The sequence below is a fragment of the Variovorax sp. VaC1 genome (assembly GCF_043658315.1).
In the GTDB taxonomy this organism is placed as follows: Bacteria; Pseudomonadota; Gammaproteobacteria; order Burkholderiales; family Burkholderiaceae_C; genus Variovorax.
In genome coordinates, this window is the sequence record NZ_JBIGLT010000004.1 from 1 (window position 1) to 26,216 (window position 26,216).

Annotated in this window: 25 protein-coding genes; 6 read left to right on the forward strand and 19 right to left on the reverse strand. The window is 60.2% G+C overall.

What is annotated here, in order from left to right; all coding sequences use genetic code 11:
- The 3 genes from ACGLHS_RS16905 to ACGLHS_RS16915 form a co-directional block, all read left to right on the forward strand.
- Positions 1–2,544, forward strand: a 2,544-nt coding sequence (locus ACGLHS_RS16905; RefSeq protein ID WP_394481497.1) for a YadA family autotransporter adhesin, incomplete at its 5' end; no start/stop codon positions are given.
- A complete protein-coding gene (locus tag ACGLHS_RS16910; RefSeq protein WP_394481499.1) occupies positions 2,531–2,821 on the forward strand; it encodes a hypothetical protein in 291 nt (96 codons plus the stop codon). The genes ACGLHS_RS16905 and ACGLHS_RS16910, both read left to right, overlap by 14 nt.
- A 69-nt stretch (positions 2,822–2,890) precedes the next feature.
- Positions 2,891–3,670 (forward strand): helix-turn-helix domain-containing protein, encoded by a 780-nt coding sequence (locus ACGLHS_RS16915; RefSeq protein WP_394481501.1) that lies wholly within the window; start codon positions 2,891–2,893, stop codon positions 3,668–3,670.
- 442 nt (positions 3,671–4,112) lie between these two features.
- Here the strand turns inward: ACGLHS_RS16915 and ACGLHS_RS16920 are convergent, their stop codons facing one another.
- The 11 genes from ACGLHS_RS16920 to ACGLHS_RS16970 form a co-directional block, all read right to left on the reverse strand.
- Positions 4,113–4,994, reverse strand: coding sequence for a plasmid partitioning protein RepB C-terminal domain-containing protein (locus tag ACGLHS_RS16920; protein WP_394481503.1), 882 nt, complete (start codon positions 4,992–4,994; stop codon positions 4,113–4,115).
- Complete coding sequence (locus ACGLHS_RS16925) at positions 4,991–5,851, reverse strand: plasmid partitioning protein RepB C-terminal domain-containing protein (RefSeq protein WP_394481505.1); 861 nt, start codon at positions 5,849–5,851, stop codon at positions 4,991–4,993. The genes ACGLHS_RS16920 and ACGLHS_RS16925 overlap by 4 nt, the downstream gene beginning before the upstream one ends.
- 38 nt (positions 5,852–5,889) lie before the next feature.
- On the reverse strand, positions 5,890–7,455 hold the full coding sequence (locus ACGLHS_RS16930; RefSeq protein ID WP_394481507.1) for a recombinase family protein: 1,566 nt from the start codon (positions 7,453–7,455) through the stop codon (positions 5,890–5,892).
- Between the two features lie 147 nt (positions 7,456–7,602).
- Positions 7,603–8,034, reverse strand: coding sequence for a hypothetical protein (locus ACGLHS_RS16935; RefSeq protein ID WP_394481509.1), 432 nt, complete (start codon positions 8,032–8,034; stop codon positions 7,603–7,605).
- Between the two features lie 568 nt (positions 8,035–8,602).
- A complete protein-coding gene (locus ACGLHS_RS16940) occupies positions 8,603–9,622 on the reverse strand; it encodes a TniQ family protein (RefSeq protein ID WP_394481511.1) in 1,020 nt (339 codons plus the stop codon).
- A gap of 15 nt (positions 9,623–9,637) precedes the next feature.
- Positions 9,638–10,666, reverse strand: a complete 1,029-nt coding sequence (locus tag ACGLHS_RS16945; protein WP_394481513.1) for a TniQ family protein — start codon at positions 10,664–10,666, stop codon at positions 9,638–9,640.
- A gap of 5 nt (positions 10,667–10,671) precedes the next feature.
- Positions 10,672–11,562, reverse strand: coding sequence for a TniB family NTP-binding protein (locus ACGLHS_RS16950; protein WP_394481515.1), 891 nt, complete (start codon positions 11,560–11,562; stop codon positions 10,672–10,674).
- 2 nt (positions 11,563–11,564) lie between these two features.
- The gene (locus tag ACGLHS_RS16955; RefSeq protein WP_394481517.1) at positions 11,565–12,143 is read right to left on the reverse strand and encodes a Mu transposase C-terminal domain-containing protein; all 579 of its coding nucleotides are present in this window, start codon (positions 12,141–12,143) and stop codon (positions 11,565–11,567) included.
- Positions 12,144–12,214: 71 nt separating this feature from the next.
- Positions 12,215–13,546, reverse strand: a complete 1,332-nt coding sequence (locus ACGLHS_RS16960; RefSeq protein WP_394481519.1) for a hypothetical protein — start codon at positions 13,544–13,546, stop codon at positions 12,215–12,217.
- Positions 13,506–14,180: a Tn7 transposase TnsA N-terminal domain-containing protein gene (locus ACGLHS_RS16965; RefSeq protein ID WP_394481521.1), complete on the reverse strand. Its 675-nt coding sequence runs from the start codon at positions 14,178–14,180 to the stop codon at positions 13,506–13,508. The genes ACGLHS_RS16960 and ACGLHS_RS16965 overlap by 41 nt, the downstream gene beginning before the upstream one ends.
- Before the next feature lie 264 nt (positions 14,181–14,444).
- The gene (locus ACGLHS_RS16970; RefSeq protein ID WP_394481523.1) at positions 14,445–14,798 is read right to left on the reverse strand and encodes a hypothetical protein; all 354 of its coding nucleotides are present in this window, start codon (positions 14,796–14,798) and stop codon (positions 14,445–14,447) included.
- 239 nt (positions 14,799–15,037) lie between these two features.
- Here ACGLHS_RS16970 and ACGLHS_RS16975 point away from each other — a divergent pair, with 239 nt between their 5' ends.
- Positions 15,038–16,066: a hypothetical protein gene (locus ACGLHS_RS16975; protein ID WP_394481525.1), complete on the forward strand. Its 1,029-nt coding sequence runs from the start codon at positions 15,038–15,040 to the stop codon at positions 16,064–16,066.
- Between the two features lie 111 nt (positions 16,067–16,177).
- Here the strand turns inward: ACGLHS_RS16975 and ACGLHS_RS16980 are convergent, their stop codons facing one another.
- The 3 genes from ACGLHS_RS16980 to ACGLHS_RS16990 form a co-directional block, all read right to left on the reverse strand.
- The gene (locus ACGLHS_RS16980; RefSeq protein ID WP_394481527.1) at positions 16,178–16,543 is read right to left on the reverse strand and encodes a hypothetical protein; all 366 of its coding nucleotides are present in this window, start codon (positions 16,541–16,543) and stop codon (positions 16,178–16,180) included.
- A 394-nt stretch (positions 16,544–16,937) separates the two neighbouring features.
- On the reverse strand, positions 16,938–18,011 hold the full coding sequence (locus tag ACGLHS_RS16985; RefSeq protein ID WP_394481529.1) for a hypothetical protein: 1,074 nt from the start codon (positions 18,009–18,011) through the stop codon (positions 16,938–16,940).
- Between the two features lie 484 nt (positions 18,012–18,495).
- A complete protein-coding gene (locus ACGLHS_RS16990) occupies positions 18,496–19,689 on the reverse strand; it encodes a hypothetical protein (RefSeq protein ID WP_394481531.1) in 1,194 nt (397 codons plus the stop codon).
- Positions 19,690–19,784: 95 nt separating this feature from the next.
- Between ACGLHS_RS16990 and ACGLHS_RS16995 the strand changes: the two genes are divergently transcribed.
- Positions 19,785–20,582: a hypothetical protein gene (locus ACGLHS_RS16995; protein WP_394481533.1), complete on the forward strand. Its 798-nt coding sequence runs from the start codon at positions 19,785–19,787 to the stop codon at positions 20,580–20,582.
- 100 nt (positions 20,583–20,682) lie between these two features.
- Here the strand turns inward: ACGLHS_RS16995 and ACGLHS_RS17000 are convergent, their stop codons facing one another.
- From ACGLHS_RS17000 to ACGLHS_RS17015, 4 genes are all read right to left on the reverse strand, one after another.
- The gene (locus tag ACGLHS_RS17000; protein WP_394481535.1) at positions 20,683–22,557 is read right to left on the reverse strand and encodes a hypothetical protein; all 1,875 of its coding nucleotides are present in this window, start codon (positions 22,555–22,557) and stop codon (positions 20,683–20,685) included.
- Positions 22,548–23,042 (reverse strand): ABC-three component system middle component 2, encoded by a 495-nt coding sequence (locus tag ACGLHS_RS17005; RefSeq protein WP_394481537.1) that lies wholly within the window; start codon positions 23,040–23,042, stop codon positions 22,548–22,550. The genes ACGLHS_RS17000 and ACGLHS_RS17005 overlap by 10 nt, the downstream gene beginning before the upstream one ends.
- Positions 23,039–24,115: an ABC-three component system protein gene (locus ACGLHS_RS17010; protein WP_394481539.1), complete on the reverse strand. Its 1,077-nt coding sequence runs from the start codon at positions 24,113–24,115 to the stop codon at positions 23,039–23,041. Before ACGLHS_RS17010 ends, ACGLHS_RS17005 begins: the two co-directional genes overlap by 4 nt.
- A gap of 154 nt (positions 24,116–24,269) precedes the next feature.
- Positions 24,270–24,512, reverse strand: a complete 243-nt coding sequence (locus ACGLHS_RS17015) for a hypothetical protein (protein ID WP_394481541.1) — start codon at positions 24,510–24,512, stop codon at positions 24,270–24,272.
- A gap of 400 nt (positions 24,513–24,912) precedes the next feature.
- Here ACGLHS_RS17015 and ACGLHS_RS17020 point away from each other — a divergent pair, with 400 nt between their 5' ends.
- The gene (locus ACGLHS_RS17020; RefSeq protein ID WP_394481543.1) at positions 24,913–25,398 is read left to right on the forward strand and encodes a DUF488 family protein; all 486 of its coding nucleotides are present in this window, start codon (positions 24,913–24,915) and stop codon (positions 25,396–25,398) included.
- Here ACGLHS_RS17020 and ACGLHS_RS17025 read toward each other — a convergent pair.
- Positions 25,355–26,191, reverse strand: coding sequence for a hypothetical protein (locus ACGLHS_RS17025; protein WP_394481545.1), 837 nt, complete (start codon positions 26,189–26,191; stop codon positions 25,355–25,357). The genes ACGLHS_RS17020 and ACGLHS_RS17025 overlap by 44 nt on opposite strands.
- Positions 26,192–26,216 lie beyond the last annotated feature (25 nt).

Sequence of the window (26,216 nt, forward strand, 5' to 3'; positions counted from 1 at the left end):
AGCTTGTCGACGGGCCTTAGTACAGCTACTAGCGGCATTGGCAGTCTGTCCACTGGCCTCAGCACGACCAACAGTGCCGTTGCGAGTTTGTCGACTTCGACCTCGACTGGCCTGAGCACTGCAACCAGCAGCATCGACAGCCTTTCGACCTCCACATCTACGGGTTTGAGCACCGCGACGAGCAGCATCGGCAGTCTGTCGACTGGCTTGAGCACGACCAACAGCGCCGTTGCGAGCTTGTCGACGTCGACCTCGACTGGTCTGAGTACCGCGACCAGCAGCATCGGTAGCTTGTCGACGGGCCTTAGTACAGCTACTAGCGGCATTGGCAGTCTGTCCACTGGCCTCAGCACGACCAACAGTGCTGTTGCGAGTTTGTCGACTTCGACCTCGACAGGCCTGAGTACAGCGACCAGCAGCATCGACAGCCTCTCGACCTCGACATCCACAGGGCTGAGCACCGCGACGAGCAGCATCGGCAGCTTGTCGACAGGCCTGAGCACAACCAACAGTGCCGTTGCCAGCTTGTCGACTTCGACCTCGACCGGTCTGAGCACTGCAACCAGCAGCATCGACAGTCTTTCGACGTCAACGTCCACGGGCCTGAGCACCGCGACGAGCAGCATCGGTAGCTTGTCGACTGGCTTGAGCACGACCAACAGCGCCGTTGCGAGCCTGTCAACCTCGACGTCGACCGGCCTGAGCACTGCAACCAGCAGCATCGACAGCCTGTCAACCTCGACGTCCACGGGACTGAGCACCGCGACGAGCAGCATCGGTAGCCTGTCGACGGGCCTGAGCACAACCAACAGTGCCGTTGCCAGCTTGTCGACTTCGACCTCGACCGGCCTGAGCACTGCAACCAGCAGCATCGACAGTCTTTCGACTTCGACGTCCACAGGACTGAGCACAGCGACGAGCAGCATCGGCAGCTTGTCGACGGGCTTGAGCACAACCAACAGTGCCGTTGCCAGCTTGTCGACTTCGACCTCGACGGGCCTGAGTACGGCGACCAGCAGCATCGACAGTCTTTCGACTTCGACGTCGACGGGTCTGAGCACAGCGACGAGCAGCATCAGCAGCTTGTCGACTGGCCTCAGCACGACCAACAGTGCCGTCGCTAGCTTGTCGACTTCAACCTCGACCGGCCTGAGCACAGCAACCAGCAGCATCGACAGCCTGTCAACCTCGACGTCCACAGGTCTGAGCACCGCGACGAGCAGCATCGGTAGTTTGTCGACTGGCTTGAGCACAACCAATAGCGCCGTTGCCAGCTTGTCGACCTCGACATCGACCGGCCTCAGCACCGCCATCAGTGGCGTCAGCAGCCTGTCCACTGGCCTGAGCACGACCAACGTCAACCTCAACAGTCTCTCGACCTCCACCTCGGTGGGCCTGAGCACGGCTGCGAGCGGCATCGGCAGCTTGTCCTCCGGCCTGAGCACCACCAATCTCAACGTCACCAGCCTGAGCACGACGGTCAACACCATCTACAACACGGGCACCAAGTACTTCCATGCCAACTCCACGGCGGCGGACTCCAGCGCCAGCGGGCAGGAAGCGGTGGCGATCGGCCCGCAGTCGGTGGCCAGCGGTGCCAACTCGTTCGCGGCCGGCAACGGCGCGAAGGCCACGGCCGACGGCGCGGTGGCGGTGGGCTTCGGTGCGCAGGCCACGGGCGCGAACGCCATCGCGATCGGCACAGGCGCCTTGGCCACCGGTTCGCAGGCCATCGGCGCGAATGCTCGCGCAGGCGGTGGCGGCGTGGCGCTGGGCGACAACGCCGATGCCGGCGGCACGCCGTTGAGCCAGGCGCAGAACGTGTCGAAGGGCACGGCCATCGGCTTCGGCGCGGTGGTGCAGCAAAGCGGGGGCGTTGCACTGGGCTCGGGCTCGGTGGCGTCGACGGCCGCTGGCGTGGCGGGCTATGTGCCGGCGAGCGCGGCTGCGCAACAGGCGGCAGCCGTCAATGCCACCACCAGCACGCAGGCGGCCGTGTCCGTGGGCAATGCGGCCAACGGACAGTTCCGCCAGATTACCGGCGTAGCAGCAGGCACGGCTGACAGCGACGCGACCAACGTGGCTCAGTTGAAGGCCACGGCCAGCGCAGTAACGGCCAGCAGCGTGCAGTACGCGACCAACCCGGACGGATCGGTCAACTACAACCAGGTCACGCTGGGCAATGGCCAGGCGCCGGGCGGCACGCGCATCAGCAACGTCGCACCGGGCATCGCGCCGACTGACGCCGTCAACCTGGGGCAGTTGACGGCCGCGCAAAGCCAGTTGCAAGGCCAGATCAGCAGCACGCAGCGCATTGCCTACTCGGGCGTGGCCATGGCCACCGCGATGAGTTCGCTGCCGCAGGCGATGACACCGGGCAAGACGCTGCTGTCGGTCGGCGTGGGCAACTACTCGGGCTACAGCGCGATGGCCGTCGGCTTCTCTGGGCGCTCGGACAACGGCAAGTGGGTCTACAAGGTTAACGGTGGCTACAGCGGCCAGAAGTTCAATATCGGCGTGGGCGTGGGCTATGAGTTCGATTGAGCATCCGTGCTCGACCGTTTGTCCGGACGGCGTGCGCCGCCCCTTGACCAGGCAGTCTTCGGTCTTCCGCGGGCTCGGGATCTGCTTGCCGGTGACTGCGAGCGCCGACGCCTCGGCGGCGCTCGCTCACTATCCGGACGACAGCCTGGGCCTGCCTGCAGGCGGCCGGGCCAACGTCGACTGCGCAACACAAGCAGGCAGCGGCAAGGCCTTCTACGAAAGGCTCGAGTCCAACGGCTGCCACTTCACAAGCTACGCGCCGCGCAATATCCAGTAGGCCAGTAACCCGGCGATGCCGGTGCGCGCCTGCTGGCGCCCCGGCGATGGAACCAACGAACATTTGCAAATGAAGATGATGACCGGCGTGAGAGGGGCGTTGTCGATCGCCATTCTGGGCAGCGACGGTGCGCGCACCGCGGCCTTGCAGGGCAGGCTGGATCGCATGGGACATCAGTCCGTCGTGTTCGCGGGCACTCCCGATTTTCTGACCACGCTGAGCAACGGTGTGCGGTTCAGCCTGCTGTTGTTGCTGGCCCCGCAAGATGACATGACGAATGCGAGCCTGCGTGCCGTGTGCAAGGTGCTGGGCATGCCGGCGCTTCTCGCGATCCAGGACGGCGGCCGGGAGCGTCTGTTGCCGATGGATGACGACGCCCAATGGAACGATGCCCTCGACCTCGAGGCGCCGACAGCGATGGACGCGGAGCTGGACTGGCAGATTCACCTGCTGCTTCAGCGTGCGGGCAACACCCAGCGGCAAGAGGCCCATGCAGCGGAAGACACCCTCGTGCGGGGCGACTACCGGTTCCTGGGCGGCAGCAACACCGTGCTGCACCACGATCGCGAAATCATTCTTCAGCCGCGCCAGTTCGCCTTCGCGCTGGCCCTGTTTCGCAATGTCGGCGAGGTGCTGACGCGAGGCTGGCTGCAGAAATCGCTGTGGAAGGACGCGCCTCAGCGCGAAGGAGCGCGAGCGCTGGACGTCTGCGCCGCGGGTCTGCGCAGGCGGCTGGATCTTCGCCACGAGAACGGATTCGTGCTGCGCGCCGTGTACGGAACCGGCTATCAGCTCATGGCTGTACCTTCTTCATCCAATACATCCAGGGCAACCCCCGCCCGGAAGTGATTCACCTCGCACTTCTTGCTTCCGACCGGCTGTGCGGCGGCCAGATCGTGGAAAAGGGGCCAGGGAAACCGGGCTCCCCTGACTACAGAGGCTACAAAGCAATCCGCTCAAAAAGCACGATCGTGCGGTCAAAAGCCGACCGGGAAGCACTCGAAATCGGCTGAAAACCGGCCTCCAGCAAGCCCTCCTGCGGAACGACACCGGACATGCGCAACCGGCCTTTCATAACTCGTTGATTTTGAACGGCTGCGTTTCGGATGCGCCAAAGCATTTTCGAACCACGCGCCGCTGAACATTCGACTGTGCCGATTCCGCGCCACTGAACATTCGCCGGAGCACCCCTGACTTGTTGGGGTCGATATGCGGTGCAAGCGCCCGCACGACAAGCGGTATCCGACTGAATCGTATTGAAGCGAGGAGGACGTCCATCGGACTGGCTGCCTCAAACGTCTATCGTCGTTGTTCGCACGAGGCTGACTAGCTGCTCCAGAACGGCCGCATGGCTGCGTTCCAAGTACCGGAAAACGGCCTTGTTGTCGATCAACTTAGCCACATACCCCTTGGCAAGAACGAGATTGAGCATGTCTTCCCCAAACGATTGCTCGATCATCTTGTACTGGTCGTGTAAGCCCGTCATCTCGTGCTCCATCCGGTTCATCTGCTCCTGACTGACACCCCTCGGCCGAGAAGGCGCCTTGCTGTTCATCAGCATCTCAGATGGGGTTGCCATGAGCAGTGCTCGTACGTAAGCCACGGTCATATTGTTGGACGAAATCATCAGCTCAACCACCTCGACCTGTCGCATCGGCTTCATCCTTCGTAGCGCTGGTGCGACCTCCGGCGAGAACTGTCGATCCTTCATTAGTTCGGCGGCCTCTAGGCAGATGCCATCCAACAAGTTGGCCTTCTTGGTGATCTGCGAGAGATCGACGCAAAGAGCCTTTGCCAAGCGTTCGGGAGAGACACCGCGTTCGATCGCGCGACGCAACATCAAGTGCTCTTGTATTGAAGACAGCCGATTGATTCGATTGTTGTATGTGTAGCCCTCGTCATCTGTCGCGACAAGACAAGCAACCTCGGAGTAGCCCAACTTGATCAGCGCATGCAGGCGGATGTGCCCGTCGAGAAGCACGTGCTGGCCAGAACGTCGATCCACGGCATTTATCGTCAGCGGCTCGATCAGTCCAATCTCGCCGATTGACGCTAGAACCAGCTTGTACTTCTGTGTCCCAAGCAAGCCCACCGGCGGTTTACGCGAAGGGAGAATGTTGTTGACCGCAACCATCATCGGCTTGGGCAAGAAGCCAAGTACGACGTCGCTCACCCTGGACCTCCATTCGGACTGATCCGCTCTGCGAGATATTTGGGCAGCGCATCCAAGCCTTCGGCCCTTAGAAGATTGATGAAATTCTCTTCCGAGCAAAGCTGCCTCAACGCACCCACCACGAAAAGAAGTCGCTGCTGCGCAAAGGAGGCTCGGCGCACCATTAGTTGCTGGCGCTGCACTTCCTTTTGGTACACCCTCACCAGACTAGAGGTTGTGACATCCGTTTGCTTACGCGACCCCTCTCGGGCAATCGACCGCCCCAACTGATGCCTGCGTTGAATCAAGCGCCGCGCCTCTATCAACTGCCGTCCTCGCAAACGACCTGTCTCATAGGCCTCCTGCAACGCAGCCTGAACAGTCTTTTCACTGTCTCCAGCTCGTGCAATGGTGATCGCTGCACTCAACGGGATTTTCCCGCGCTCGACCGCCACCAGCAAGCGTTCCTCGCCCTGATCAATCAATAGCAGTATGTCGTTGACGTACTGCAGCGTGAGTCCTGTCTTTTCAGCGATCACTTTGGGCGTGTAGCCCTTGGCTTTGAGTTGGTTGATGCCCGCAAGAAGTTCAAGAGGTCGATATTGACGCCGCGCAATGTTCTCGGCGAGGCTCATGATGAAGGCCTCCTCATCATCTACGTGCACGACCAATGCGGGTATCCGCGTCTCGCCAAGCTGACGCAATGCCTTGAGCCTGCCCTCACCACATACCAAGAGATACCGCTCAGCTCCATCATCACCGGCACGAGGGGTCACCGTGATCGGCTTCTTCAGGCCGATTGCACTGATGTTGGCAACGATTCCCTCGAAGACCACCTGGTTGCGTTCTCGCGGATTCAGCACGTCGATGCGATCCATCGGGATCATGCGGAGGTCGCCCGCTGGCCCCTTTCCTGTCACGCCGCTCTCCGCAGTCGAATCTGAGAAGCCATGCCATACAGGTAGTCGAGCGTGTCAAAGCGGTAGCTCTCTAACTCCACGGCGTTCTGCTCAGCCAGGCTGATGCGCGGCAAGGCGAAATGAAGCCGCGGCAGCAGGTAGTAGTCCAGCGGTTTCTCGTTACCCGGAGCGAGGCGCACTGCCACAGTGATGTCCGGCAGCAGGCTGGTATCGAAGCGCACCTTCCAGCGGTGGCACCCGTTTTCGCCGACCTGGCAGCGTGCCAGCGCCAGGGACACGCTGAACTCGTGGTTGACGTCTAGAAGGTCCGTCGCTGGGTCTCGATACAGGCGGCCACCGAGACTTTCCACCTGTGCCTCTGCTTCGGCCACGATCTTCGGATGAAGTCGCCGGAGGAATCGGTTGATCTCGAGATACTGGTAGTCGCGTCCCGGCGCGAAACCCACCATCTGATAGGCGCGGAGGAGGCTTCCAAACCTGTGGGCATAGACGGTCGACGACGGCATGCCTTCCGCCTCGTCGATCACCATGCCCGACAGGAAGCCTCGATGACGATAGAGGCTTAACAGACGTTCGATAAGCTCCTCATTCGAGTAGCGGCGCGCGCGTGCCCGAATGATGCCTTGGGCTGTGTAGAAGGTGTCGCGGGTCACGATAGGCTCGAACGCATCATCCTTGCGGATCCACATCTCGGGTGTATTGATCACGCGAAGCTTCTTCAGTTTGAACGAGATGCGGTTATAGACGTTGCTCCCGATGTACTTCTCGTTGATAAGCACCTGATGGACGGTGGCACGCGTCCATTCACGATCCAAATCTGTCTTGGCCTGCATGCCGTTGAGCCGGCGAGCAATCTCCAGTTCGGCCAACCCCTCGTCGGTGAACCATTCATAGATCTTTTGGACCATCTCCACTTCGTCTTTCGGTCCAGGCGAAAGAATGACGCGGTCGGTCTGGAGACTCTTTTGTTCCCCGCGGCCCAGCTCCGCTTTGATGGTGCCCGTCTGATCTACCAGCGTGCGCCGCAGGCCGTAGCCTGCCGGACCACCCTGACGAAAGCCGAGCTCAACCAGGCGGCATTGGCCAGCGAATACCTTGGTCGAGAGTTCGCGGCTGTACTCGCCGGCCATTGCGCGCTTGACGCCCTTGACGATTGTCGACACCGGTGAGCCGTCGTTTTCAAACTGCTCGGCGCAGTACGCCACTTGGATGCCCGCGCGACGACAGATGTATTCGTAGTAGGCGCTTTCGTCCGCATCCTGGAAGCGACCCCACCGGCTCACGTCATACACAAGGATGATGCTGAAGTCCGCTGTACCAGCCTCAACATCACGAATCAGGTGCTGTAGCGCCAGTCGCCCGTCGATCCTGAGCCCGCTCTTGCCTTCATCGGCATAGGTCTTGACGATCTGTATGCCACGCTGCGCTGCATATTCTCGAATTCTGTCGTTCTGATTGAGGGTGGAGTACTGCTGGTGCTCCGTGGACATGCGAACGTATTCCGCAGCGCGAAACAGAGGCTGGCCTGCCGCCACAGCATCACTGACTTGGTTCTGGTCCATGTGAGTGCCCATCCAGAGTTCGTCCGAGCTCATTTCGTCGCCGCGAATGCCTGTTTTGACACTCGGGCCCGCACTGCAGCAAGGTATCAGTACTGTGATCGGGCACCGATCAGGTCCTCTCTTTGCAATCACGAGGAAGCATCGCAACTACGCGGACGAAGCAGAGAGCACGGTGAGCTGAACGGTCCAGACGCCCATCTTTGCAAACGTCTCCCTGTCCAATGGGCGCAGTTCGTAGATGCCGGCATCCAAAACAGGTGCGGTCGATGACACGTCCATCTTTGCAATCTTCGAGATCCTGCGTTTGGCGTTTCGGCCGCGCTGATCGGCACGGTTTTTTGCGGCGTACCCGGGGTTCTTTTCCCGATACGTCGCCCAGTAGCCCGGGTTTCGCTCCACCCACGCACGTTGCGCCTGGATCTGATTCTCAAGATAGTCGGGATCGCTTCGGCGTTTGGCTTTCTGCCAAAGCCGCCGTCGCTCGCGCTGACAGGCAGGTTCAGCACAGTAGCTCTGGTGAGGTGCTTGCGCGCGAGGCAAAAATGCAGCACCGCAAGCTGTACACCACCGGTTGTCCATGGCCTTCTCCCCTTGGGCTGGTCGACTATCCATCAAGCGGCGTACCGCAGAACCTGAAGGCTTTGGCCGATGCTGGGTGTAACAATCGACGAGCCGGGCTACGCACTACCGACGGCGCGGTAAACCCACCTCGGGGTGCCTCGCTCGATGCGCTTTAAGGATGCAACGCCTAGGGGAGACGTGACGGTGTAGCCGCGATCAAGCTATTGAAAGACTTCGCGCAGCTTTTCACCGCCGTGAAAGTTGCTCCGCGGCGACGTGCAGTGGATGCACAGGTTGCAGTGGGGCCAGTTCGTGCGCTTGCCCTGGATCAATTGTTGCGCCCCCACCTCGTTCACGCCTATCGCTCGTAGTTCCCCGGTAAGAATGGCCAAGTGCACCCGCCAGGCGTCTGGGATAGCGCCGCCACGCTGGTGGGCCGCAAGGGAAATGAGCGCCGTGTCGCGCACATCGCACACGGCGGCGTAGTCGGAAAATCGGTCTGACCGCGACCGCACTGCGCTGCCTTGCGACGTTCCGGAGCGACGACACCCCCGATGGTGATCGACCATCCAAAGCCGCATCGGATCTAGAAGAGTTCGAGCTGGGACAACGAAGCGTGCCTGGCACCCCATCCCGATCTGGAGGCGTTCGCCATCAGCCACCCGAGCATTGAGTGCGCGAAACTCAGATCCTCCGGCGACGCGCGCGATGATGCGGCTACGTCGGTCAGCAGATCGACCAGAACAGTTGGTCTGTGAGTTCGAAGCACGGTCGCATCCAGGCGAGCTACCTTGACGCTGAATGCCGAGGCGATCGCTACGGTCTGACGCGCCTTGCTCAGCGAACTACGCTCTCGCTTGATCTGCGAATCCAAGTCGTACATTGCTGCTGTCGCGAGCGCATAGACAATGCGCATGACGCCGTCCAGGCTCAGGTTGCGCAGGAGCGCGGAAAGCGCCTGAGCGGCCTCATCGTCGACGACGCTTGCTACGTCGTGGCCATATTCCGGCGAGCCAAAGTCGCCCATCCTCTGGTCAATCACTCTCGCAAGAAACAGCTCGCTCGCCGTCGGCTGTACAGACACATCTTCCATCTCGAAGGCAAAGCCGCAGGAGCAGACATCTAGCGCTGGGCGATTCCAGGACAGGGATCGCTGGCACGAGGGGCACCGGTCCAGTAGCACGCGGCGATGCCGCACGCACGCAACCGTCAGCGCCATATCCCAAGCGATTCGACAGTGGCCGAGTTCTCGCAGGCAATTCGGGCACACCCGGGGGAATGAGCGCGTCAGGAAGTACTGCCGACCAAGCGCCTGCCCGGCATAGCGAAACCCCTGCTCGCGACGCCCTTTCGTCAATCGCTCGAGCGCGAACTCAAGCAGCTGAACGCTTGCACCGAACCACTGCGCCAGGAAAGGTGCGTCACTCGCATCGAGCACGGCCGAGTGTGTTTTGCTCAACGCATGCTTGACCCACGGTAATCCGATCATGCCGTTGGCGAGCGCCATGCGCATTGCGTAGCCTTGTCCGGACTCGCCGTTGCGGATTTCGTCCTGATATGGAAAAGAAAGCTCGGTCGGCTCGATCCATGTTTCCTGGTAGCTCATTCGATCTGCTCCTGCTCAGCTCTCTCTCTTCTCGCGTCGAATCGTTCGCAGCGCGCGTGCAAGCATCAAGCGCCTTTCAGCGCCGAGGCGCCAGCTCCAACGGACAATGGGTGCGTTCGATCCTTGTGGCTCAGCGGTGGAGGGACGGAAGCTCACCGCATTCAACGTCCACCTTCCGGACTGGTCCGGAGCGCTTCGCAGCCGTGCGGCGTTCGCCGCGGCTCTCGCATAAGCCGCGGCCACGCCAAAGGGCGTTCCGATGAGCCGTTTGCTCACTACGACATCCGTGCCAAATTCGAGGCAAGTCGGGGGACGACTCCGAAGCGCGTTTTTCAAACCAGCCGCGTGGACAAAATGAATAACGACTCTGGCGATACTTTCGGCATCGAGGTCGAACCATGGGGCCATAAGAGGCTTCAAAGAATGCCGGATGAGCTTGTCTACTCGCGAAGCTCGAACACGCGGCTGCTCGCGCTCGTCATGCAGAGGCATTCCGCAGCGGTCGCAATGGGCCAAATCCAATGCCAGCCCCTGCGCTCCATGTGCAACCAGCCGGCTCGAATCCATCCACAAGGGCTCGGAACACATAGGACAAACCTGCCACAAAGCAACGCGATGAAGCTCACATGTCTCGACCAAACGCAGGCGCCAGTACCAGCGAAGATAGGGAACACGGTCTGACGCCAGGCATTGAGCACACCAGCGATAGTGCGGCCGGCCCGCACTGTGCAAAAAGAGCTTTGCCGGCTCGATATGCGTGGTCAAGACTGACAACACACGCGGCGAATATCCGTATCGCAGGTAGCGAATCCCCGCCACCGCGAGGATCCGCAGCCAGGCCGCGAGCGGAATCGGCAGATCCCAGTCACGGTGCGATGTGTGAACATCGAGGATCTGCATCAGCTTATTCATGCTGTACTGGTGGTCACCTGCCATGCGTTGTATCCACGAAGCGCAGCTTTCATCCGGCAGAGGCGGCATGGTCGCAAGCAGCACCGCCTCAGGCGCGAGCGTCTGCGACAACGGCAGGACGGATTTCGTCATCTCGACTACGGCCGCGCCGGCCTGAAAGGGTTCAGTTGCTCGGCCACCTGGCCCTTCGCGTCGATGAAAGCACTGCTGAGCGCTGCCATATCGACCAATCGATTGGGTTGCGTGGACGCGTACATGCAGGCGTAGGTCAGGATGCGCTTGAGCATGCGCATGTTGCCGCCGCTGGCCTGGTGAAGTGGTCGGCACGCCGCACCGTTGACGATGCCGAGGTCGACGCTGTCCACGGCGCTGGAAAACCCCGCGAGCACCTGGCGCCAAGCCTCGTCGAATTGAAAAGGGTGGATGATGAAGTTCGCTGACGCCCGACCGGTGAACTGCGGATTGATCACAGTCAACCGCTCCAACGCATGTGTGCCCAGGCAGACCACCGGAAAGTTGTATAGGTCCATGCGAACCTTCAGCCAATCGGTCACCGATCGCGCGGTAATGTCCTTGTTCCCTTCACAGACATGCTGCATCTCGTCGATCAGCAGAACCAAAGGCCGCGCCCGCTCGAGCGCCGTTTTCGTCATGTGGTTCATGGACTCGAGCTGACGGCGCATCGGCAGCGCGCGGTAGCCCAAGGCCAGGGTCATGGCGGCGGCCATGCCGTTGGTATCCACGGTGCTGTCCAACGCCACGTGCAGACAGGCAGTGCTCCCGTTGGGGGAAGCTTGGGGCGCCAATTCGCGCCGAATCAGCTCGACCAGCAGGGATTTACCCATGCCTGATTCCGCCTGTACCAGGATGCCGTGAGGCAATCTGAGCGACCGCATGATATGCACCATCGTCATGGAGGCTTCGCGAATGCGGCGAAAAACCGCGTGGTCGACCACCACATTGAGGACCTGTTCGCCAACCTTGAGCACTTCGGGTGTTAGCGGGCCGGTGTATTCACCAACGGGCATGGTCAATCCTCCTCCAAGCTGAATGTGTTGAATGGAACGACCTTGGGCAAAAGCTGCCGCATGGTCGGACTGAGTTCCAGCGGCGCCGCGTTCGACGCTGGGGCAATCGCGGGGGCATTCGGACCAAGAGGCACGGAGGTCAACCCCTGCATGCGGATTAGTGCCGTGTCCTTGCGCAAACGAAGACCTCGGCGGATGGCCTGCTCCCATCGATCTTGCAGACGCACCATGGCGCGCTCCAACTCCTCATGAGCATTGGCTCGTGTGAGCTTCTTTCCGGCCTCCTGGCGGGCGATTTGCAACTGCACTAGAGACAGACATCGGCCGGCCAAGGGCTGAGGCCGCTGCAGAGGCGCACTAAGCCACGTCTTGCTCTTAGGCAGGAATACGTGCAACTGGCGAAGATCGTCAGGGTTGAATCGCACCTCGGTTCTGAAGCCCAATCCGTGGCTGCGGCGATATTCCTGCAACTCCACAGAGTTAAAGCGCAAGTAGTTGAAAAACACGCCATCGCCGTCCACACTGCGCTGGGTTCCCAATCCGCACAGGAGGTCCAGCCCGTCAAGCTGCGTAGGGAGCATGGTTGGAGGACAGCCTTCCAGGCCCTCCTGCCAAAGATCCAAGGGCCGACAGAGCGTCTTGGCATGGATGTTCAGCGGGTGCTTCTGTGAGGCCCATTCGAGAAGGCATGTGCACAGGTCATCAAAGACGATCGCAGCCCCTTTGCGGGATCAGGCGGCCGCGCGTTGGCGATGGGTGTGTACACCTTGCCGTTTGTCGGTAGCGCGCGGTTGAACTCCATGATCGCGCGCTCAATCGCGGGCTTCAACCAGGGCTGATGCACCGGATTAAAGATCACGTCGCTGCGCAACTCCATGGCCATGCGCATGAACGCGGTCGAGTGAAACTCCAGGCCGTTGTCGATCACATATAACTCGGCCGTGCCTTGGGCGCTCCACCGCAGGGCGGCGTCAGGCAGGGCCTCAAGCCATTCGTCTTTGGGCAGGATCGAAACCTTGACCGCGCGTGCGACCGTAGCCGCGGATGGCCCGTAGAAGCTGATGTAAAAACCCAGGAGGTAGCCGGACTTGCGATCGATCAGCACAGTGATCCAAGGGCGGCCAAGCGGGACACCGCTGTAAGGATCCAGGACCCAAATGTCCAAGGGCGTGTGGTCAATCTCGACACGCTCCATGATGCGAGTGCTCTGGTCGCCCTTGAGGCTGTACCGCCATTTGTTGCGCGCGTAGGCAGGCCCCAGACGCCTTGAGTCTCGGATGAACGGAGGGATGCTGTCGACCCGCCGATTGATCGTCCGCTCCGACGGCAGTGACAGATCGGTGCCATGTTGCGCGTTGTGGCGGGCGATCTCACGACAGATCAGCCGGTACGCCTCTTTGACCGAGACGCCACGCAAGCGAAGGTAATGTTTGGCCAGCTGACCATCGACGATCACGTCGATCAAGGGCTCCAGCCGCTTGGGGCGCCTGGACATCGCCCGCCGGTCGAGAAGTACATAGGCGTTGCGATCCGACTGAAGATACTTGCGGATCCACAACTCGATCGTCGCACCCGAAGGACACGAGAAGGCCGAGCAATCGACGCCGCCGCCATGAGCCGCTTTCATCCGCGCCCAGACTCGTCGTCCGATTGACTCGCAGTGATCGCGCGAATGCGTTCTTGCAGGCGAGCACAGTACCGCTTTGACGAATCGCATGCGGAAGTCAACAAGCTGCTGCTGCTTGGGCGACCAGTGCGGCGGCAAGGCCACCGAGCCTGCTCTTCCGCTTGCATCCGAGGGGGGCACCGTCACAGGCACATACCTGCCGGACACGATCTCTGCATAGAGCTTGGAAAGCCGGTATGTCTTGACCTCGAAGTTGTCCAAGTATTTGAACTGGACCCGGCCATCGCCAAGGTCACGCTCGAACTCGAGTTGCCGTTCACCGACGCGCAGCACCAAACCACGACAAAAAGTAATCATGGCAGTCTCCTTGCACGGTTTGGGTGGTGACGACCTGATCGGGGTTGACATCGAAATCAGCGGGCACCCGACATTGGTGCCGCGCCACCAGGCTCCAGATCAGCGGCTCCGACAGCCCGTGTTCGACCAGCTTCGCGATCGATGCACTCCCGCCACAGGCATCTCGCAGTGCCTTCAGGCAATTCAAGGCTTGCTCGTCGGAGAACCGAAGGCGGCCGTAGCGCATGAGGAGCATGGCCCGTGCGCTAAGCCCGTTGCCGTCGATGAGTTCGTCCGTTGCCAGAAAAAAACGGACGCCTTCGTCACGCAAGCGGCGTTCGATCAGGCGCAAGCGCTCGGCGTGCTTGCGGGCAAAGATCTCCGGTTTGACTTCGACGATGAGCGAGGTGTCATCGCGAAACGTGATCTTGAAGTCAGGTGTGTAGCGAGTTGCCTTAGCGCCCGCATCGTCGCCCTCGACCGTGAGCGTGAAGGGTTGGTGAACGATATCTCGAACCACCGGGCAGCTGAGGGCCACCATCACGAATCGGCGTTCAAGATGCGATTCATGCTCGACGGGGTGGTTCAGCAACCACCCGGCGTTGACCACGCCGACCTCTCGGTGTGGCGCGCGCGTGACGACTTTTCGACTCATGCAAATTACTCCTTGTGCGAATGGGCAAACACAGCCGCGACCTACGGATAGACGCGCAGGCGCGGCTTGACGCGGCCGCATTCACAGGAGTAAAGTCATCCTAAGGATCTCAAACCTAGGTGGCCTTAACGCTGCCGGCAAGCGCCAATCATCTGAAAGGGTGGGTGGCGTTTGTTCGTTCTAGGGCTTAGTTTTTTCCTTGTTGGAAGTTGATGGGTCTGACCGCACACGCGTTGCGGTGCATCGATGAACTCGCAGGCGACGCTACGCGCCGCGCCCCTCCGGCAAAGCGGTAGACGCCAGAGGCTCCGAATTTGAATCCCGATCACTGCCTATGGCTGGGCGCAATGGTCCTGCTGCTTTCTCGTACTGCTGGGCAAGCCAGCGCGCAACGTCCCGTGTGAGAGCGAAGCGTCCCCGGCGATGCTCGATCTGAAACAGAGGAACCGGGACCGTCCGGCGGGAGACCGCCTGGTGATAGGCACGCATCGTGGGATAGCCGAGCGCGTCTGCCAAGGCGGCCGAAGGAAGCATGAAGCCATGACGCTGCGTCAGACGCTCTTCCAGCGCTTGAGCCAGGTCCTCGTCGATTCGCTTTTCGGCTTGCATTTCGGCCATGTCGCGCTCCGTGTGTCTACGTCGAGCATGCTATGGCAAGCCAAAATGCCGAGCAATGTGGTCACTTCGAGGGGACATAGGGCTGAATCCTGGCGCGGCTGAATGCGTTATCTCCTTGATCCGGAAGAAGTTTTTCGCCACCATAGGCAACTCGGAAAAATTTCGCGTCCAGTTTCGCATCCGTGAGCACCCTCTCTAACGGCTTCCCCGGGCGAGTCTTCGCGCCTACGAACAGAAGCATGGGCGAAGGCCTGGTGACCGAGGCTGAAAAGCAGCGCCACAGAGACGCAGTCGCTCTCAAGGCGCGGTTCTGGTTGTCCGGACTGGTTGTGCGATTCCGGCCGACAAGCCTCGAGGATCTAGCTCGTGTCCTAGAGCCGAATCTGAGATGGCAGGGCAAATTCGCAAATGAGCCCTACCGTTCGAACAAATATCGCGCGTATCACAAGGGTGAACGGTCCCCCAGGTTGTCGCTTGTCAGAAAGATCGAAGCCATACGCCAGCCGGACCGCAGTGGAGAAGGCTCCCAAGCTGAGTTCGAGCACATGATCTGGGAAGTGCTTCGAGGTCAACCTGCATCTGCCCAGACCTGCCGACGCTGGCTGCACAGCTTGAGCGCCGAGGTTCAAGCTATCGCTCGCAAGGCACCCGCCCTGCTTGCCGGCAAAAATTCGAGCTACTGGATTCCCGCGTTACGCCCCCTCGAGTTCGCGCTCCTGCGCCACCGGGCGGACCTCGATGCTTTGGCCCTCCTGACGTTCGTAGTGCAACAAGCCCATCGCTTCGGCCATCCCGAACTGGCACACATGGCCGGACGCGAGCTCGTCCAAATGCTGTGGCAACTCAGCATTCAAATTGACGACCGCGGACTCCTGAAGGCGTTCATGGAAATCTTCGAAAAATGGATCTTGCCGCTTACCTGCAAAGGTGGCATTCGCCTGGCTCTGGGTGACAACGTTATAGCGAGGGCCGAGCTCCTGCGGCTCGCATGCGAAGTTCGTGTCGCTGAGCGAAATGGCTCACGGGACGATTCCGTAGCGCGGATTGAGCTTCGCCGAATCTTGAATTGGCAACCGTGGTTGGACCTGCCCTCCCTTTACTCTGCCCGCTGTGTTCCGATGCAGGAAAACCATCTGACGGACAAGGAACAGTTGCTCTGCAACCGACCGCCAAACAACCTGGAGATCCAGCTGCGTTCGCACTCGATGGTCTCGATGCTCGCCGCGCGCCGGGAACGTCGCGCGGGCTCGGGTTTCGAGCTTGAATAGCGTTCTCGTGCCCTTACACAGAGGGCAGATGAAAAAGGGGACGTGAAATGCCCATTGCAATGGTCGAGCGCTCGGAAAGCCCAAGTGAACCGACCACCTGGTGCGAGCGTCCTAACTTTGATCCCAGGCGTCGATGGTCAGGACCTGCTCGGGGGGGCATGCATCGAACTTGGGCTGTTCGATCCGAAATTGTGACTTCCAGCCTGCTGGCCTCACATAGTCGGCGTCGATAAGCGAACCGCTGGGGGCTGGGGGGCCTCCGACGATCAGCGGAAGTACGTCTTTGGCCCGAGCCGTGTATCGGGACGGGTATCCATCCCTAGAAAGGCGCTCGACCTTGCCCTCGGCCACAAGCTTGTGCAGCCACGCCAAGCCACCGACGCCAGCTTCCCAGCTTGCAAGCAACGTGGTGCGGTCATGGGAAGCCAGCCGCTCGATCGGTGTTTGCTGATAGATGGCAACGTACCAACCGATCATGGGTCTACGAATGGACTTATAGAGGGAGCATAACCAAAGCCGGGAGGCCCAAAAGACAACGGCCGCCCAGTTAAACCGGCGGCCGTCGCATGCGAGGCTCTCTTCGTGCTTGTGGCTTCAGCGCTATTCCACTCCAGGTGGAACCCGTTGCCGGGCGGCGCCATCTTCATTACTCTCGCCAGACGGAGATGGCCTTCGAGAAAAATTATTAAGCAAATTGATCATCCCGTCAATTAACCCCCGCGCGGGCTTGTCGCCGCCGATGTCTTAAAGGCGCAGCTAAGCCGCAAGAAGAATAGCAAGACTGCAGCCAGGCGCCTGATGTTGCGCTTCGTCGGCTGTAACGCTTCACACGGCCACTTCCCAATAATGCGCAGGCGAGGCAACCCGAGCGTCACCAAGAATCATCGCCTAAAGATGCAACTGTTGCGACTGCGTCCCTCGCAATCTTGTCTGCTTGCTGACGCAGCATAGCAAGCGAATACGTGCCAATCGTGATCCCTCGGTACCCGAATTCGAAGCCCTTGATGTCACCGGTGACGTCAGCCGCAGATTCGAGGGCACTTCGTATGGAATCAAAGCCACCATCCATCATGAGTTCCTCTCCGTCATAGCTCACCTGGAACTCATAGAAGCCTGGCTCGAGCTTAGAAACGTCGAGTCGTGGGATGACACCGGAGCCGGGCCAAGCGACGGCCGCAACCGCGTTGGCGTCAACCGCTGCTTGCACAGGCGTCGGTACCTCTGAATAGGCTCCTTCTCTGCCACCCGCCACAGACATGCGTAGCGCAGTGGTGCCGGTGCCATTCGAGACATAGACCTGTCGCCCATCCACCTGCAAGTCGTGCGGGTACGCCATGTCGTGGAACTGGCCTCGCAACCAAACATGTGTTGGCGGAAAGAAGGTTTTGCTCAATACCAACGAAAACACCTCATCCAGCGAATCCGGCAAGAGGGTCAGGTCTCCCGAGTACCGGAAGAGGCGCAGATCAGAAAGGTGATCAAGCGCCTGATCGAGCAGCAACTCGCCCTGCAACCGCTGGGCCATTGACTCGCCGCGCTCATCCGTCTGATGAATCAGTGAAGCCCAAATTTGTTGCGCGGCGATCGACTTGGCCTCTTCGCATTCAACAAAGTCGTAAGGCCATGCGACATCCTGCGCATGCTTTGTGTCCAGGGCAATCACCAAACCCGACTCGAGGGCCCCGCGCGATGCAGGCGCCACAGAAACTGAGCGTTCCTGCGTGGCCAGAAAATCGGCAAGGATGGAGGGCAAAGGTTTTGAAGCGGCAGGCAGGGATTTTGTCTGCTCGACGCAATCCTTGACATGCTTCCAGTGGTGATAGCCGTGCTCCCTTGCTATTGTGTCGAGCGCGACGGCCAGCGAAGTCGGAAGGGTTTTGCGCCGTTGCTTGGCGAGCCGATGTAGTTTCTCGGCAGCAGTTGACGTGGTGAGGATGAGGTTCAAGACAAGCTCCAAACGTTGAAGCGGTATACCTTGGTGCCCATTGCCAAGCTCCGCCAAACGTGGAAACTGATGCTCACGAAAAACCCTTGTCGTCCCGGCGAACCAGGTGAGCCATGATGGGCAGCATGCGCCGACAAGCGCGAGGCGAATTCTAGGTCATAGCGTTGAGCTCTCGCAAGGCACAACGCAGTTCACGGGGCTTAACGGGCAAGAAGTCAAAGAGGGGCGGGCGGCGTGTCGAAAAACACGACTCCTTCGTTTCAGAGGCCAAGCTCAGAGGAGAAGCAATGTGCCGGCGGATAGCGCCCAAGGATGCGGGTACGCAGATTGCAAACGTCCATGACCGGAAGCTGAGTTTCCGCGATCGGCCAGAAGCGGAAGTCCATCGTTGCCGTCCAGTTCCACAGCGCCGACAGTCTGCGCGACGGAGTACAGCCTCATAGCTTCGCAAGGATGCTCCCGCTGCGTGGAACTGGCAGAGCGCTCATGCATCGATGCCGCTCCACCTCGCCCTGCTCTCGACCGCACCCCATGGATGCTCGGGCACGGGGACCCGATGACCACGCGTTCCCGCCTCATACCTCGGGCGCTGCCAAAGATATGGGTCCGGACCGATATAGTCGTCAATGTAAGAAAGGCGCGCTGAGTCTCTGCGGGAAATTACCATCACGCCATGGTCCGACAAGAACTTCTTCGCGAGCAGCGGAAACAAGAACGAAGCAAACGCTAGGTGGGCTTCAATGCTCCACACAAACCCCGCAACGCCCCCACGCTTTCCGTGTGCCGAGAGTCCCCTAATCGCGCAGAACTCGCGTGCCCAGGCAATGAGGGGGCGAGTGTGGCCCTGCCATCTGATCTTCCATCCTGCCTCTGATGATTCGGCATGGCCACGCACTGGAATTCCGCTCAGCCGTTCCTCCAGCGCTCGCACGAAGGACGTTGCCTTCTCATCGATTGAGAGTAGCCATTCGAAGGCCGACTTCATCATCACCAGCTCCAAGTGCTGGGGCATGTTGGGGCCATCCGAGTTTGCGGCGTTGAACTCTCGCACCGCCTCTCGGAACGACCGCTCAATTGAAGTTGGAAGGACCAGGAGCGCCTCTAACAAGTCGCTCTCGAACTGAAGCATCGCGGCCGCGGGAACATGGTGTGGCCTGAAGAATTTGTATTCGTCACTTGTCCAATAGCTCAGCGTAGCCCCGTCTCGCCGCCGCACCGCGAATGCGAAGCCGTGGGCATCTCCTGGCGTGAAGCGCTGCACTACCAGTTCATAAGCCGAGAAATTGACGTCGCTGCCATGTCCAACGAACAACTTTCGTGTCGCCAGAGCAGCAAACGAAAGCGCTTCTTGGGCCAGCAGGAAGCCCTCATTGAAGCCGTCAATTGGCATACCGGACTGCCATTCGGCCCATTCAACCAACACAGCTCGCTGGACAGCAGCGAAGCGGGACTGGCCCCTATAGGCGTTCAACACGTTGTCGAGATCCACTCTCTTTATGGAGGGCATGTCCCCAGGGCTGACCCCGCGCTCATAAGGTATGAGCCGCAACGGCCCAACTTCCGAGTAGTCATGAACTGCCAGCCAAGGGAAAAATGCCACGGCGCCCATCGCTTCTCCACAATGCAATGAAAACGACGATGGTAGGCTTTGTGCACAACCGTCGAGGCGCATGCTCATTGACCCCAAATCACGGGTGGCGGGGCTCGCGGACCCCGGAGCTGAATTTGCCCAGCGCGTCCTAGAATTCCGAAAAAGAAACAACCGGAGTGAGGATGACAGCATCGCCGTGGACTTACGTCATCGGCCCGTTTGTGGGCGCGTTCTTGGCCTTTGGGTTGGCACGCATTTACGACGCTAACCGCCGCTTCAATGAACGCCTTGCAGCCGGCAATCTGGCACTGCTTACGCTGAAAAACCAGCTGAACGACTTTGCTCTGTTCCGCCTTGGCTTCGTGCAGGATTGCAGCCGAATCGCATTAACTGGTGACGAACCTATTTGGGCGCTCGTACGCCCTAATTTCATGCGGTACGGCGACTACGAGTTCGACTACAAGGAGATTGCTTTCTTGTTCGAAAGCGGTGCTCGCCCGCCAGCGTTCGACGACGTCGAGCTGGCGCAAATGGCGCATCACGACCTTATCAAGATGGATGAGCATCGAACAGCGGCCGCGCGGGAAACGCAGCGACTGGTCGCAAAGGAAGGCAAGGTCGGCGATGGGCTCGACGTGGCCGAGAAGATTATCGGAAAGGCAATGGTGGCCGAGTTGGAGATGCTTGCCTCCGGCCTTGCACTGAGAGCTGCAGATAACGAGCAGGTTTACTTGAAAGCATTCGAGTCGCTACGAAGGGCGCTTCGCGAGCACTTCATGCAGACATGGCGCTATCGTATTGGCTATCTCTGGCGGATGCGACACGACGCAACTGTGGAGGACATGCTTGTGCAGTTGCGGCCAAGGCTCGAGATCGGCTTCAATGCCGACGAATTGCCACAGTTCCCGAAGAAGCTGCAAGAAGCTGTGAACCAAAGTCTAGCTGCCCGCAAAGCACATAAGGCAAAAGCGAAAGGCTAGAGTCGCTTGTACAAGGCTCGAAGGTCAGCTCAAGGGCCCCAAACGGACGTGCAAAACGGGGCAAAGAACCGGCCGCTTTGTAGCGCCTCCTATGAGCGCACTACGCGAGATCGTCGAATTGAGTACCGTCGCTCGCCGCCGCTGGCGGCGAGGCAATCACCGGTCTGGGCGGATAGAAGCCTTGCCGTCCGCGGGTGTAGTCGTCGGTGAACTCGACGGCGTCTAAAGCGCGGGCCGTGGCCGGATTCACCACTTCGTTTTCAAGAACGATGATTTGGCCAGGGCCTTTGAAGCGCGACAACCAGCCGTAGAAGCTTGCGTTTACCGTGGCCGTCGGGATGTCCCGATCCGTGTTGTCTGCCGACTCTTTTTGGGCGTAGGCCTTCAGCGGCGAATCCAGCACGACCACGCCCAGATGGGGGTGACCTTCCTTCAGCGCGTGCTGCATCAACGCGATGGTCATGGCGGAAAGGAACAGGCCGCGCTTGCCCGCACCATAGCTGAGGCGCCGACGGCCGTCGATGAGTAGGTCGCAGGCAACCGCGTCGACGTGCACCGACTGGATGGACGTGAACCCCCAGTCGTTGAGCATCTGGCGCGCGATCGCACCGACTTCATCGCCGTGGGATCCCACGTTGCGAATCAGGGCGGTCCTCTTCTGCTTCATTTCCAGTTCGAGGCGCGCAATCTCCCCCTTCAGCCGAATCGACTCATCGAATGCGTCGATCAGCGATGACAAACGCGTGTGCGACTCGGCGAGCTCGCGCGGGTCCGCATCGAACTCCTGCCCCGCGGCCCGCAGGACCGACGTCTCCTGCTCTTCCAGTACCTTGAGCGACGACGTCAGTCGTTGCACATCTGCGGTGGCCGTGACGATCCGCGCTTGTTTTTGTGCCAAGGACGGCTGAAGCCCACGCCGAAGCTCGCGAATCTTCTGGGCCTCTGCAGCAATGGCATGGCGGTACTGTGTTGGCGCCCTGGGCTTCAGATTGCCAGGATCGACGTGCTGCTCAACCGGCGTACCGCAGAGCGGGCAAGGCGTCCCCTCCAACGCCTGGAAAAAGGCGATGCCCTCGTCCGTGGCTCCGAGCCGGGCCAGATCGCTCGAATACTTCAGGTCCAGCAACGTAAATCGCTCGCGCATCGATGTGGCGCTGGCCAACTGCATCGATGCAGTAGTAAGAGCGGCCCCTTCAACGGCGATCTGCCATCGGAGTTCCTTGAGAACCGACGAGCGCGCCTGGAGTTGCGTGGCGAACATGTCGAGACGCTCATCGACCCGTGCCAGAGCCGCGACGGTCGATTCCCGATTCGCGTCAGCTGGAATGACGCCCTCCAGGCGCGCCAATTCAGACTCGGCTGCCGCCAACCTGCCTTTGGCTTGGTTCTTCTCGGAAGTGCTCTTGTAGAGCTCGACCGCGGAGTCGTCGAGTCCGCTCAGGAACAGCGAGTAGGAAGAGACGCGCTTGTCCGAGCCATGACCCTTGCCCTTAGTCGCGTCCCTAGAAATCATGCCGGGCTGGGAGAGCAGCGCCCAATGCCTCAGGTCGTCACCGGTAATGGCGCCCTTCTCACTTCGCGTGCGCAGCACCCGCTTGCCTGCAGCGCCAGACAGCTTGACGAGCAACTCACCCAGATCCTGGGCTACGTCTTCGAACGGGTTAGGCGCACCGTCCGCCACCCAAATCTCGTCCAGCCGCACCAGCACGCGCGCGGCACCGCCAGCCATCGCCTTACGCACGATGTACTCATGCTCCCCATGCAGGAAGGCGAGCTCCAGCGAATCGTAACCCTGCGACTCCGGAAACTGCTCCAACGTCCCGGTACCGCCCAGCAGAAACCAAATGCAGTCCCAGATGTGCGACTTGCCCGTGTCACTGGGGCCACGAATGAGGGTGCGATGTCCATCAAACGGTACGGCGGCCGGCAACAGGCCCGGACCGTGCACCGACAAGTGCTTCAGCGTTATTGCCATTGGTGCCCTCGCGCGTTGGCACCTTCGAACTCGGCGCCCCACAGGTGACCTTGCTGGGCGAATCGTTGGGTCATGCCTTGCGAACTGAGCGTGGCGAAGGTGGCTGCCGCCCAGCGGCATCGGCCCTCCAGTTCACGCAGGTAGGGTGAGGTCAGCGCACCAACCATGGTTCTAGCGGAGTCACCGGCGAAGTAGGTGATGCCGGTCTCGTCCATGGCCACGGCCACAAGGCCGCGAGTGCTCATCAGGTAAAGGCCTTGGGCGATGAGGTCGCGGCGGCTCAGGTATTCGCTGCCGCGATAGGGCACCGGCGTGTGAAGGCTGGGCGGCCCGCCAAGATCGTCGGAATATACGATGGCGTAGTCAAGCAGGACCAGCTTCTGGAGGTCGGCGCCATCCGGCTGCAAGGAATTAAGCAGGTACACCATCCGAACGCCCAATTCGAATGGCGAGTTGAAGGCGGCGATTGGCTTAGACTTTTTCATTTGACCCACTTGAGCCTACCGCCGTTGGCCAGGTGATGGCAGGTGCCGGGCAGATCACCCCCGCGAAGCTGGGGCGACAAGCGGCTCTCCTGGACCTGCAGCGTCGATGCCCTTTCAACGGCCGCGTCGACCCGGTCCATGCCCGTCTTCAGGCGGAGTTGGGCGACAGTCGGGCGGATGCCTGCGTGGACCATGTCCAGCAGCCGCTCGAACTCAGGCTCGTTGGGGTAGATGTCGCGGCTGAACCGCTGCAGGCCCTCAGCACAGTAGAAGGTCTGTCGATGCGAATCGAAGTGTTCTTCGTATTTGCTAACCGACAGATCGGCAAGGCTGACGGGCGACGTTTTATCCTCGGTATAGACGCGCAGGAGCTCGTTGACATACACGCTTTCGTGCCCAGCAGGCTGGGCTGGCATCGGGTCATCGTCGCCGCGTTCGGGCACGATGCCGAACAGGTCATGATGGGCAGCCTTGTCGAGCGCGTGCCAGGCCAGCAGGTCGTGCACGGGGCACTCGATGAAGCGGTCGAAGTCGAAATCGTCGATGGCAGCCTGGACGTCCTGCGTCAGCTCGCCGGCTCTGCCTTTCATGCCGGTGTGCTCGTTCTTCCAAGCATCGAGGAACTTTGCTTTGAAGGCTGCAGCACCCGAGGCCATCGTGTTGTGGAGGTCGTTGCCGACCGCCCGCGGGCAGCAGAAATAATAGTAAGTCGGGCGAGGGTAGGTCTTCAAGGACAACTGCTTGAAGAACTTTGCCATCTCCGGAAAGGCGTCGCTGTGCGTCAGTCCCTGCGCGTAGTGCTTGGCTTGGTACAAGTCCCATCCGTCACGCACCAACGCTTGGCCATACCGCGCCTCAATGTCGCGGCCACCGTCACCGGCCCCGCCCAAGCGCTTGACGACTGCATAGTGGCTGTCGCCGGGAAGATCGCGCTGGCGCGCGGCGGCCAAGATGAACTCTTCCCATTGGTCGGGATTCAGCAGAAGGATTTGCGACGACGGCTGGATGACGCCGCCCTTGGCGACGTGCTGGGTCTTCCGAGGTTTGCGGGTTGTGGCTGGTTTTGGTGACATGGATTTGGACTTGTCCCTGGCGCAGCATTCTCAGTGATCGCGAGGTGACGGAGGTGGAGCTGTAGCCTAGAGTCCAGTCCCCGTTCTGGTTTCGGCCGACGGCGGATGCGCGACGTGGCCGCGACAGGCATTGCGGGGGTTGAGGTCAACTGTTCTATTTCAGCGCTCCCCAGATGTGGTTGCTTTCGCTATCCCATAGCTCGATCTTGCCGTCGGCTTTCAGCTTGCCCCAGATGTAATTGCTGTCCCGATCCCACAGTTCAATTTTTCCGTCTGGTTGCAGCTTCCCCCATATGAAGTTGCTCTCGCTGTCCCAGATCTCGATTGATCCATCCACTTTCAGACTGCCCCAGAGGTAGTTGCTTTCACTGTCCCAGAGATCGATCTTCCTCGTCATCTTGCCTCCGATTGAACCTGCTCCTGCATTCCTCAACACTTTACTGCGTCGGTGATGGTCTCCCATCGAGTGGAGAGGCCATGAAGATGCGCCTTCTCCCATGCAGCTGTCCACAAGTGACCACCCTGGCTGAGTCGGGTCTTGAGGTTCATAAGGCGCCTGCCGAAAGCCTCGACTATCCGATCTTCCTAACAGCCGTCATCAGTCGGCCAACAAGTGATTAGCAGCTCTCAGTCTGAAGCGGAGATACCCGAATGGCGGCTATGCAGCGGAATCAGCGGCCTTGCGGTGTGTACCTACACGCCCCGAATCGAGTGCTTCGTCAACGGGCCCCATGCGTCAAATCGCCCGCCCGGCGTGACCGTCTCTTTATCGCGAGCCGGCCGGTAAACTCGCTCGGATGGGTTCAGCACATCATCTTTTCACCTTCGGCTACGAAGGCTTGGACATTTCAACTTTCGTCGGGCGGGCTCAAGCAGCCGGGGTAAAAACGGTTGTCGACGTGCGCGAGTTACCGCTTTCTCGGAAGAAGGGCTTCTCGAAGTCGAGCTTTCGTGAGGCGCTCGCCGAAGCTGGCATCGCGTACGCTCATATTCCGGCACTGGGGTGCCCCAAGGCGGTCCGCGAGCGGTACAAGGCGGACGGCTCGTGGGCTACGTATACGCGAGGTTTTCTTGCCTACTTGGCGACACAGCCGACCACGGTGGGCGAACTTGTGAAGATCGCCAACGCGACCACGGCTTGCTTAGTCTGCTTCGAAGCGGACTTCACTATGTGCCACCGTACGTACGTGGCACGTGCTGCTCGTGAGCGAGGTGGTCCGGCAGTCACGCATCTCACCTCTAAAACAGCTTTTCCTGATGTTGGTCGTCAGGCTGCGGCCTAGGTGGACAGATCACGCTGACGGCGAGCCACTGGTCGGGGAATCGATGAATCGTCCCGAGCAAGAGAAGTAAGTCCCGGGCCGGAAGGTCGCGCTCGTATTTCTCGCGAAAGGGCGCCTCCCAACCAGCAGCGCCGAACTTCCGCCGCAAATTCCTGAAGAGCGCGCCGGCCTCCCAGTCCACGATCTTGTGTCGGTACGGGACGGCCTGCCCATCGACCATGCATTCATATCGATAGTGGAAGTCGAACGGTAGTTTCTCAAGCAGCCGAATTTGCTTGCTCTCATCGTCATCGTCGAAGAGGCCGCCTTGCTGCTGCAGTTGAAGCAATTTTTGCTTCTCGGCATCGGTCCAATCAGCGTTCTTTATCGGCGTGATGTCGAGACCGACGATGCGCGATGGCCGCAGCAAGGCGAGTGACGTACCGTCAGCCACTCTAGCGGCCTGGACGGCGGCGAAGTCGTCGAATACAGGAAGTTGGGACAGCAGTTGCATGCGCCGCGGCCAGCCTTCCTTCCCCGCTCTGAGAGGCCCGGCATCGCACTGGATCGTGTCAACGAACAGACGATGACTTTCGGGACGATGGTCGTTGTTCGCCTTCTCGACCCGCGCTTCAATCCACTGCCATTTGCGGAACTGCTGATCGTCCGAAACTAGTCGGAACGGCACCGGATAAAGGCGGACGAACTTGCCGTCCTCGGTCATCCCAGCGACGCACGATGTCTCGGCGTACTTGGAACTTGGCGACGGGTAGGTCTTGCACAGAATGAGAATGCGCTGAAGGGTATTCAACACGACCTACACTTTCAGAAATAGCAAG

Bases quoted from the DNA above. Each gene is read 5' to 3' on its own strand.
- ACGLHS_RS16965 (WP_394481521.1), bottom strand. From the start codon at position 14,180: ATGAGTCGAAAAGTCGTCACGCGCGCGCCACACCGAGAGGTCGGCGTG.
- ACGLHS_RS17010 (WP_394481539.1), bottom strand. From the start codon at position 24,115: ATGTCACCAAAACCAGCCACAACCCGCAAACCTCGGAAGACCCAGCAC.
- ACGLHS_RS16935 (WP_394481509.1), bottom strand. From the start codon at position 8,034: ATGGACAACCGGTGGTGTACAGCTTGCGGTGCTGCATTTTTGCCTCGC.
- ACGLHS_RS16970 (WP_394481523.1), bottom strand. From the start codon at position 14,798: ATGGCCGAAATGCAAGCCGAAAAGCGAATCGACGAGGACCTGGCTCAA.
- ACGLHS_RS16955 (WP_394481517.1), bottom strand. From the start codon at position 12,143: ATGCTCCCTACGCAGCTTGACGGGCTGGACCTCCTGTGCGGATTGGGA.
- ACGLHS_RS16925 (WP_394481505.1), bottom strand. From the start codon at position 5,851: ATGGATCGCATCGACGTGCTGAATCCGCGAGAACGCAACCAGGTGGTC.
- ACGLHS_RS17000 (WP_394481535.1), bottom strand. From the start codon at position 22,557: ATGGCAATAACGCTGAAGCACTTGTCGGTGCACGGTCCGGGCCTGTTG.
- ACGLHS_RS16975 (WP_394481525.1), top strand. From the start codon at position 15,038: ATGGGCGAAGGCCTGGTGACCGAGGCTGAAAAGCAGCGCCACAGAGAC.
- ACGLHS_RS17015 (WP_394481541.1), bottom strand. From the start codon at position 24,512: ATGACGAGGAAGATCGATCTCTGGGACAGTGAAAGCAACTACCTCTGG.
- ACGLHS_RS16950 (WP_394481515.1), bottom strand. From the start codon at position 11,562: ATGCCCGTTGGTGAATACACCGGCCCGCTAACACCCGAAGTGCTCAAG.
- ACGLHS_RS16995 (WP_394481533.1), top strand. From the start codon at position 19,785: ATGACAGCATCGCCGTGGACTTACGTCATCGGCCCGTTTGTGGGCGCG.
- ACGLHS_RS16940 (WP_394481511.1), bottom strand. From the start codon at position 9,622: ATGAGCTACCAGGAAACATGGATCGAGCCGACCGAGCTTTCTTTTCCA.
- ACGLHS_RS16915 (WP_394481501.1), top strand. From the start codon at position 2,891: ATGAAGATGATGACCGGCGTGAGAGGGGCGTTGTCGATCGCCATTCTG.
- ACGLHS_RS17020 (WP_394481543.1), top strand. From the start codon at position 24,913: ATGGGTTCAGCACATCATCTTTTCACCTTCGGCTACGAAGGCTTGGAC.
- ACGLHS_RS16990 (WP_394481531.1), bottom strand. From the start codon at position 19,689: ATGAGCATGCGCCTCGACGGTTGTGCACAAAGCCTACCATCGTCGTTT.
- ACGLHS_RS17005 (WP_394481537.1), bottom strand. From the start codon at position 23,042: ATGAAAAAGTCTAAGCCAATCGCCGCCTTCAACTCGCCATTCGAATTG.
- ACGLHS_RS16930 (WP_394481507.1), bottom strand. From the start codon at position 7,455: ATGGACCAGAACCAAGTCAGTGATGCTGTGGCGGCAGGCCAGCCTCTG.
- ACGLHS_RS16960 (WP_394481519.1), bottom strand. From the start codon at position 13,546: ATGATTACTTTTTGTCGTGGTTTGGTGCTGCGCGTCGGTGAACGGCAA.
- ACGLHS_RS16910 (WP_394481499.1), top strand. From the start codon at position 2,531: ATGAGTTCGATTGAGCATCCGTGCTCGACCGTTTGTCCGGACGGCGTG.
- ACGLHS_RS16945 (WP_394481513.1), bottom strand. From the start codon at position 10,666: ATGACGAAATCCGTCCTGCCGTTGTCGCAGACGCTCGCGCCTGAGGCG.
- ACGLHS_RS16980 (WP_394481527.1), bottom strand. From the start codon at position 16,543: ATGATCGGTTGGTACGTTGCCATCTATCAGCAAACACCGATCGAGCGG.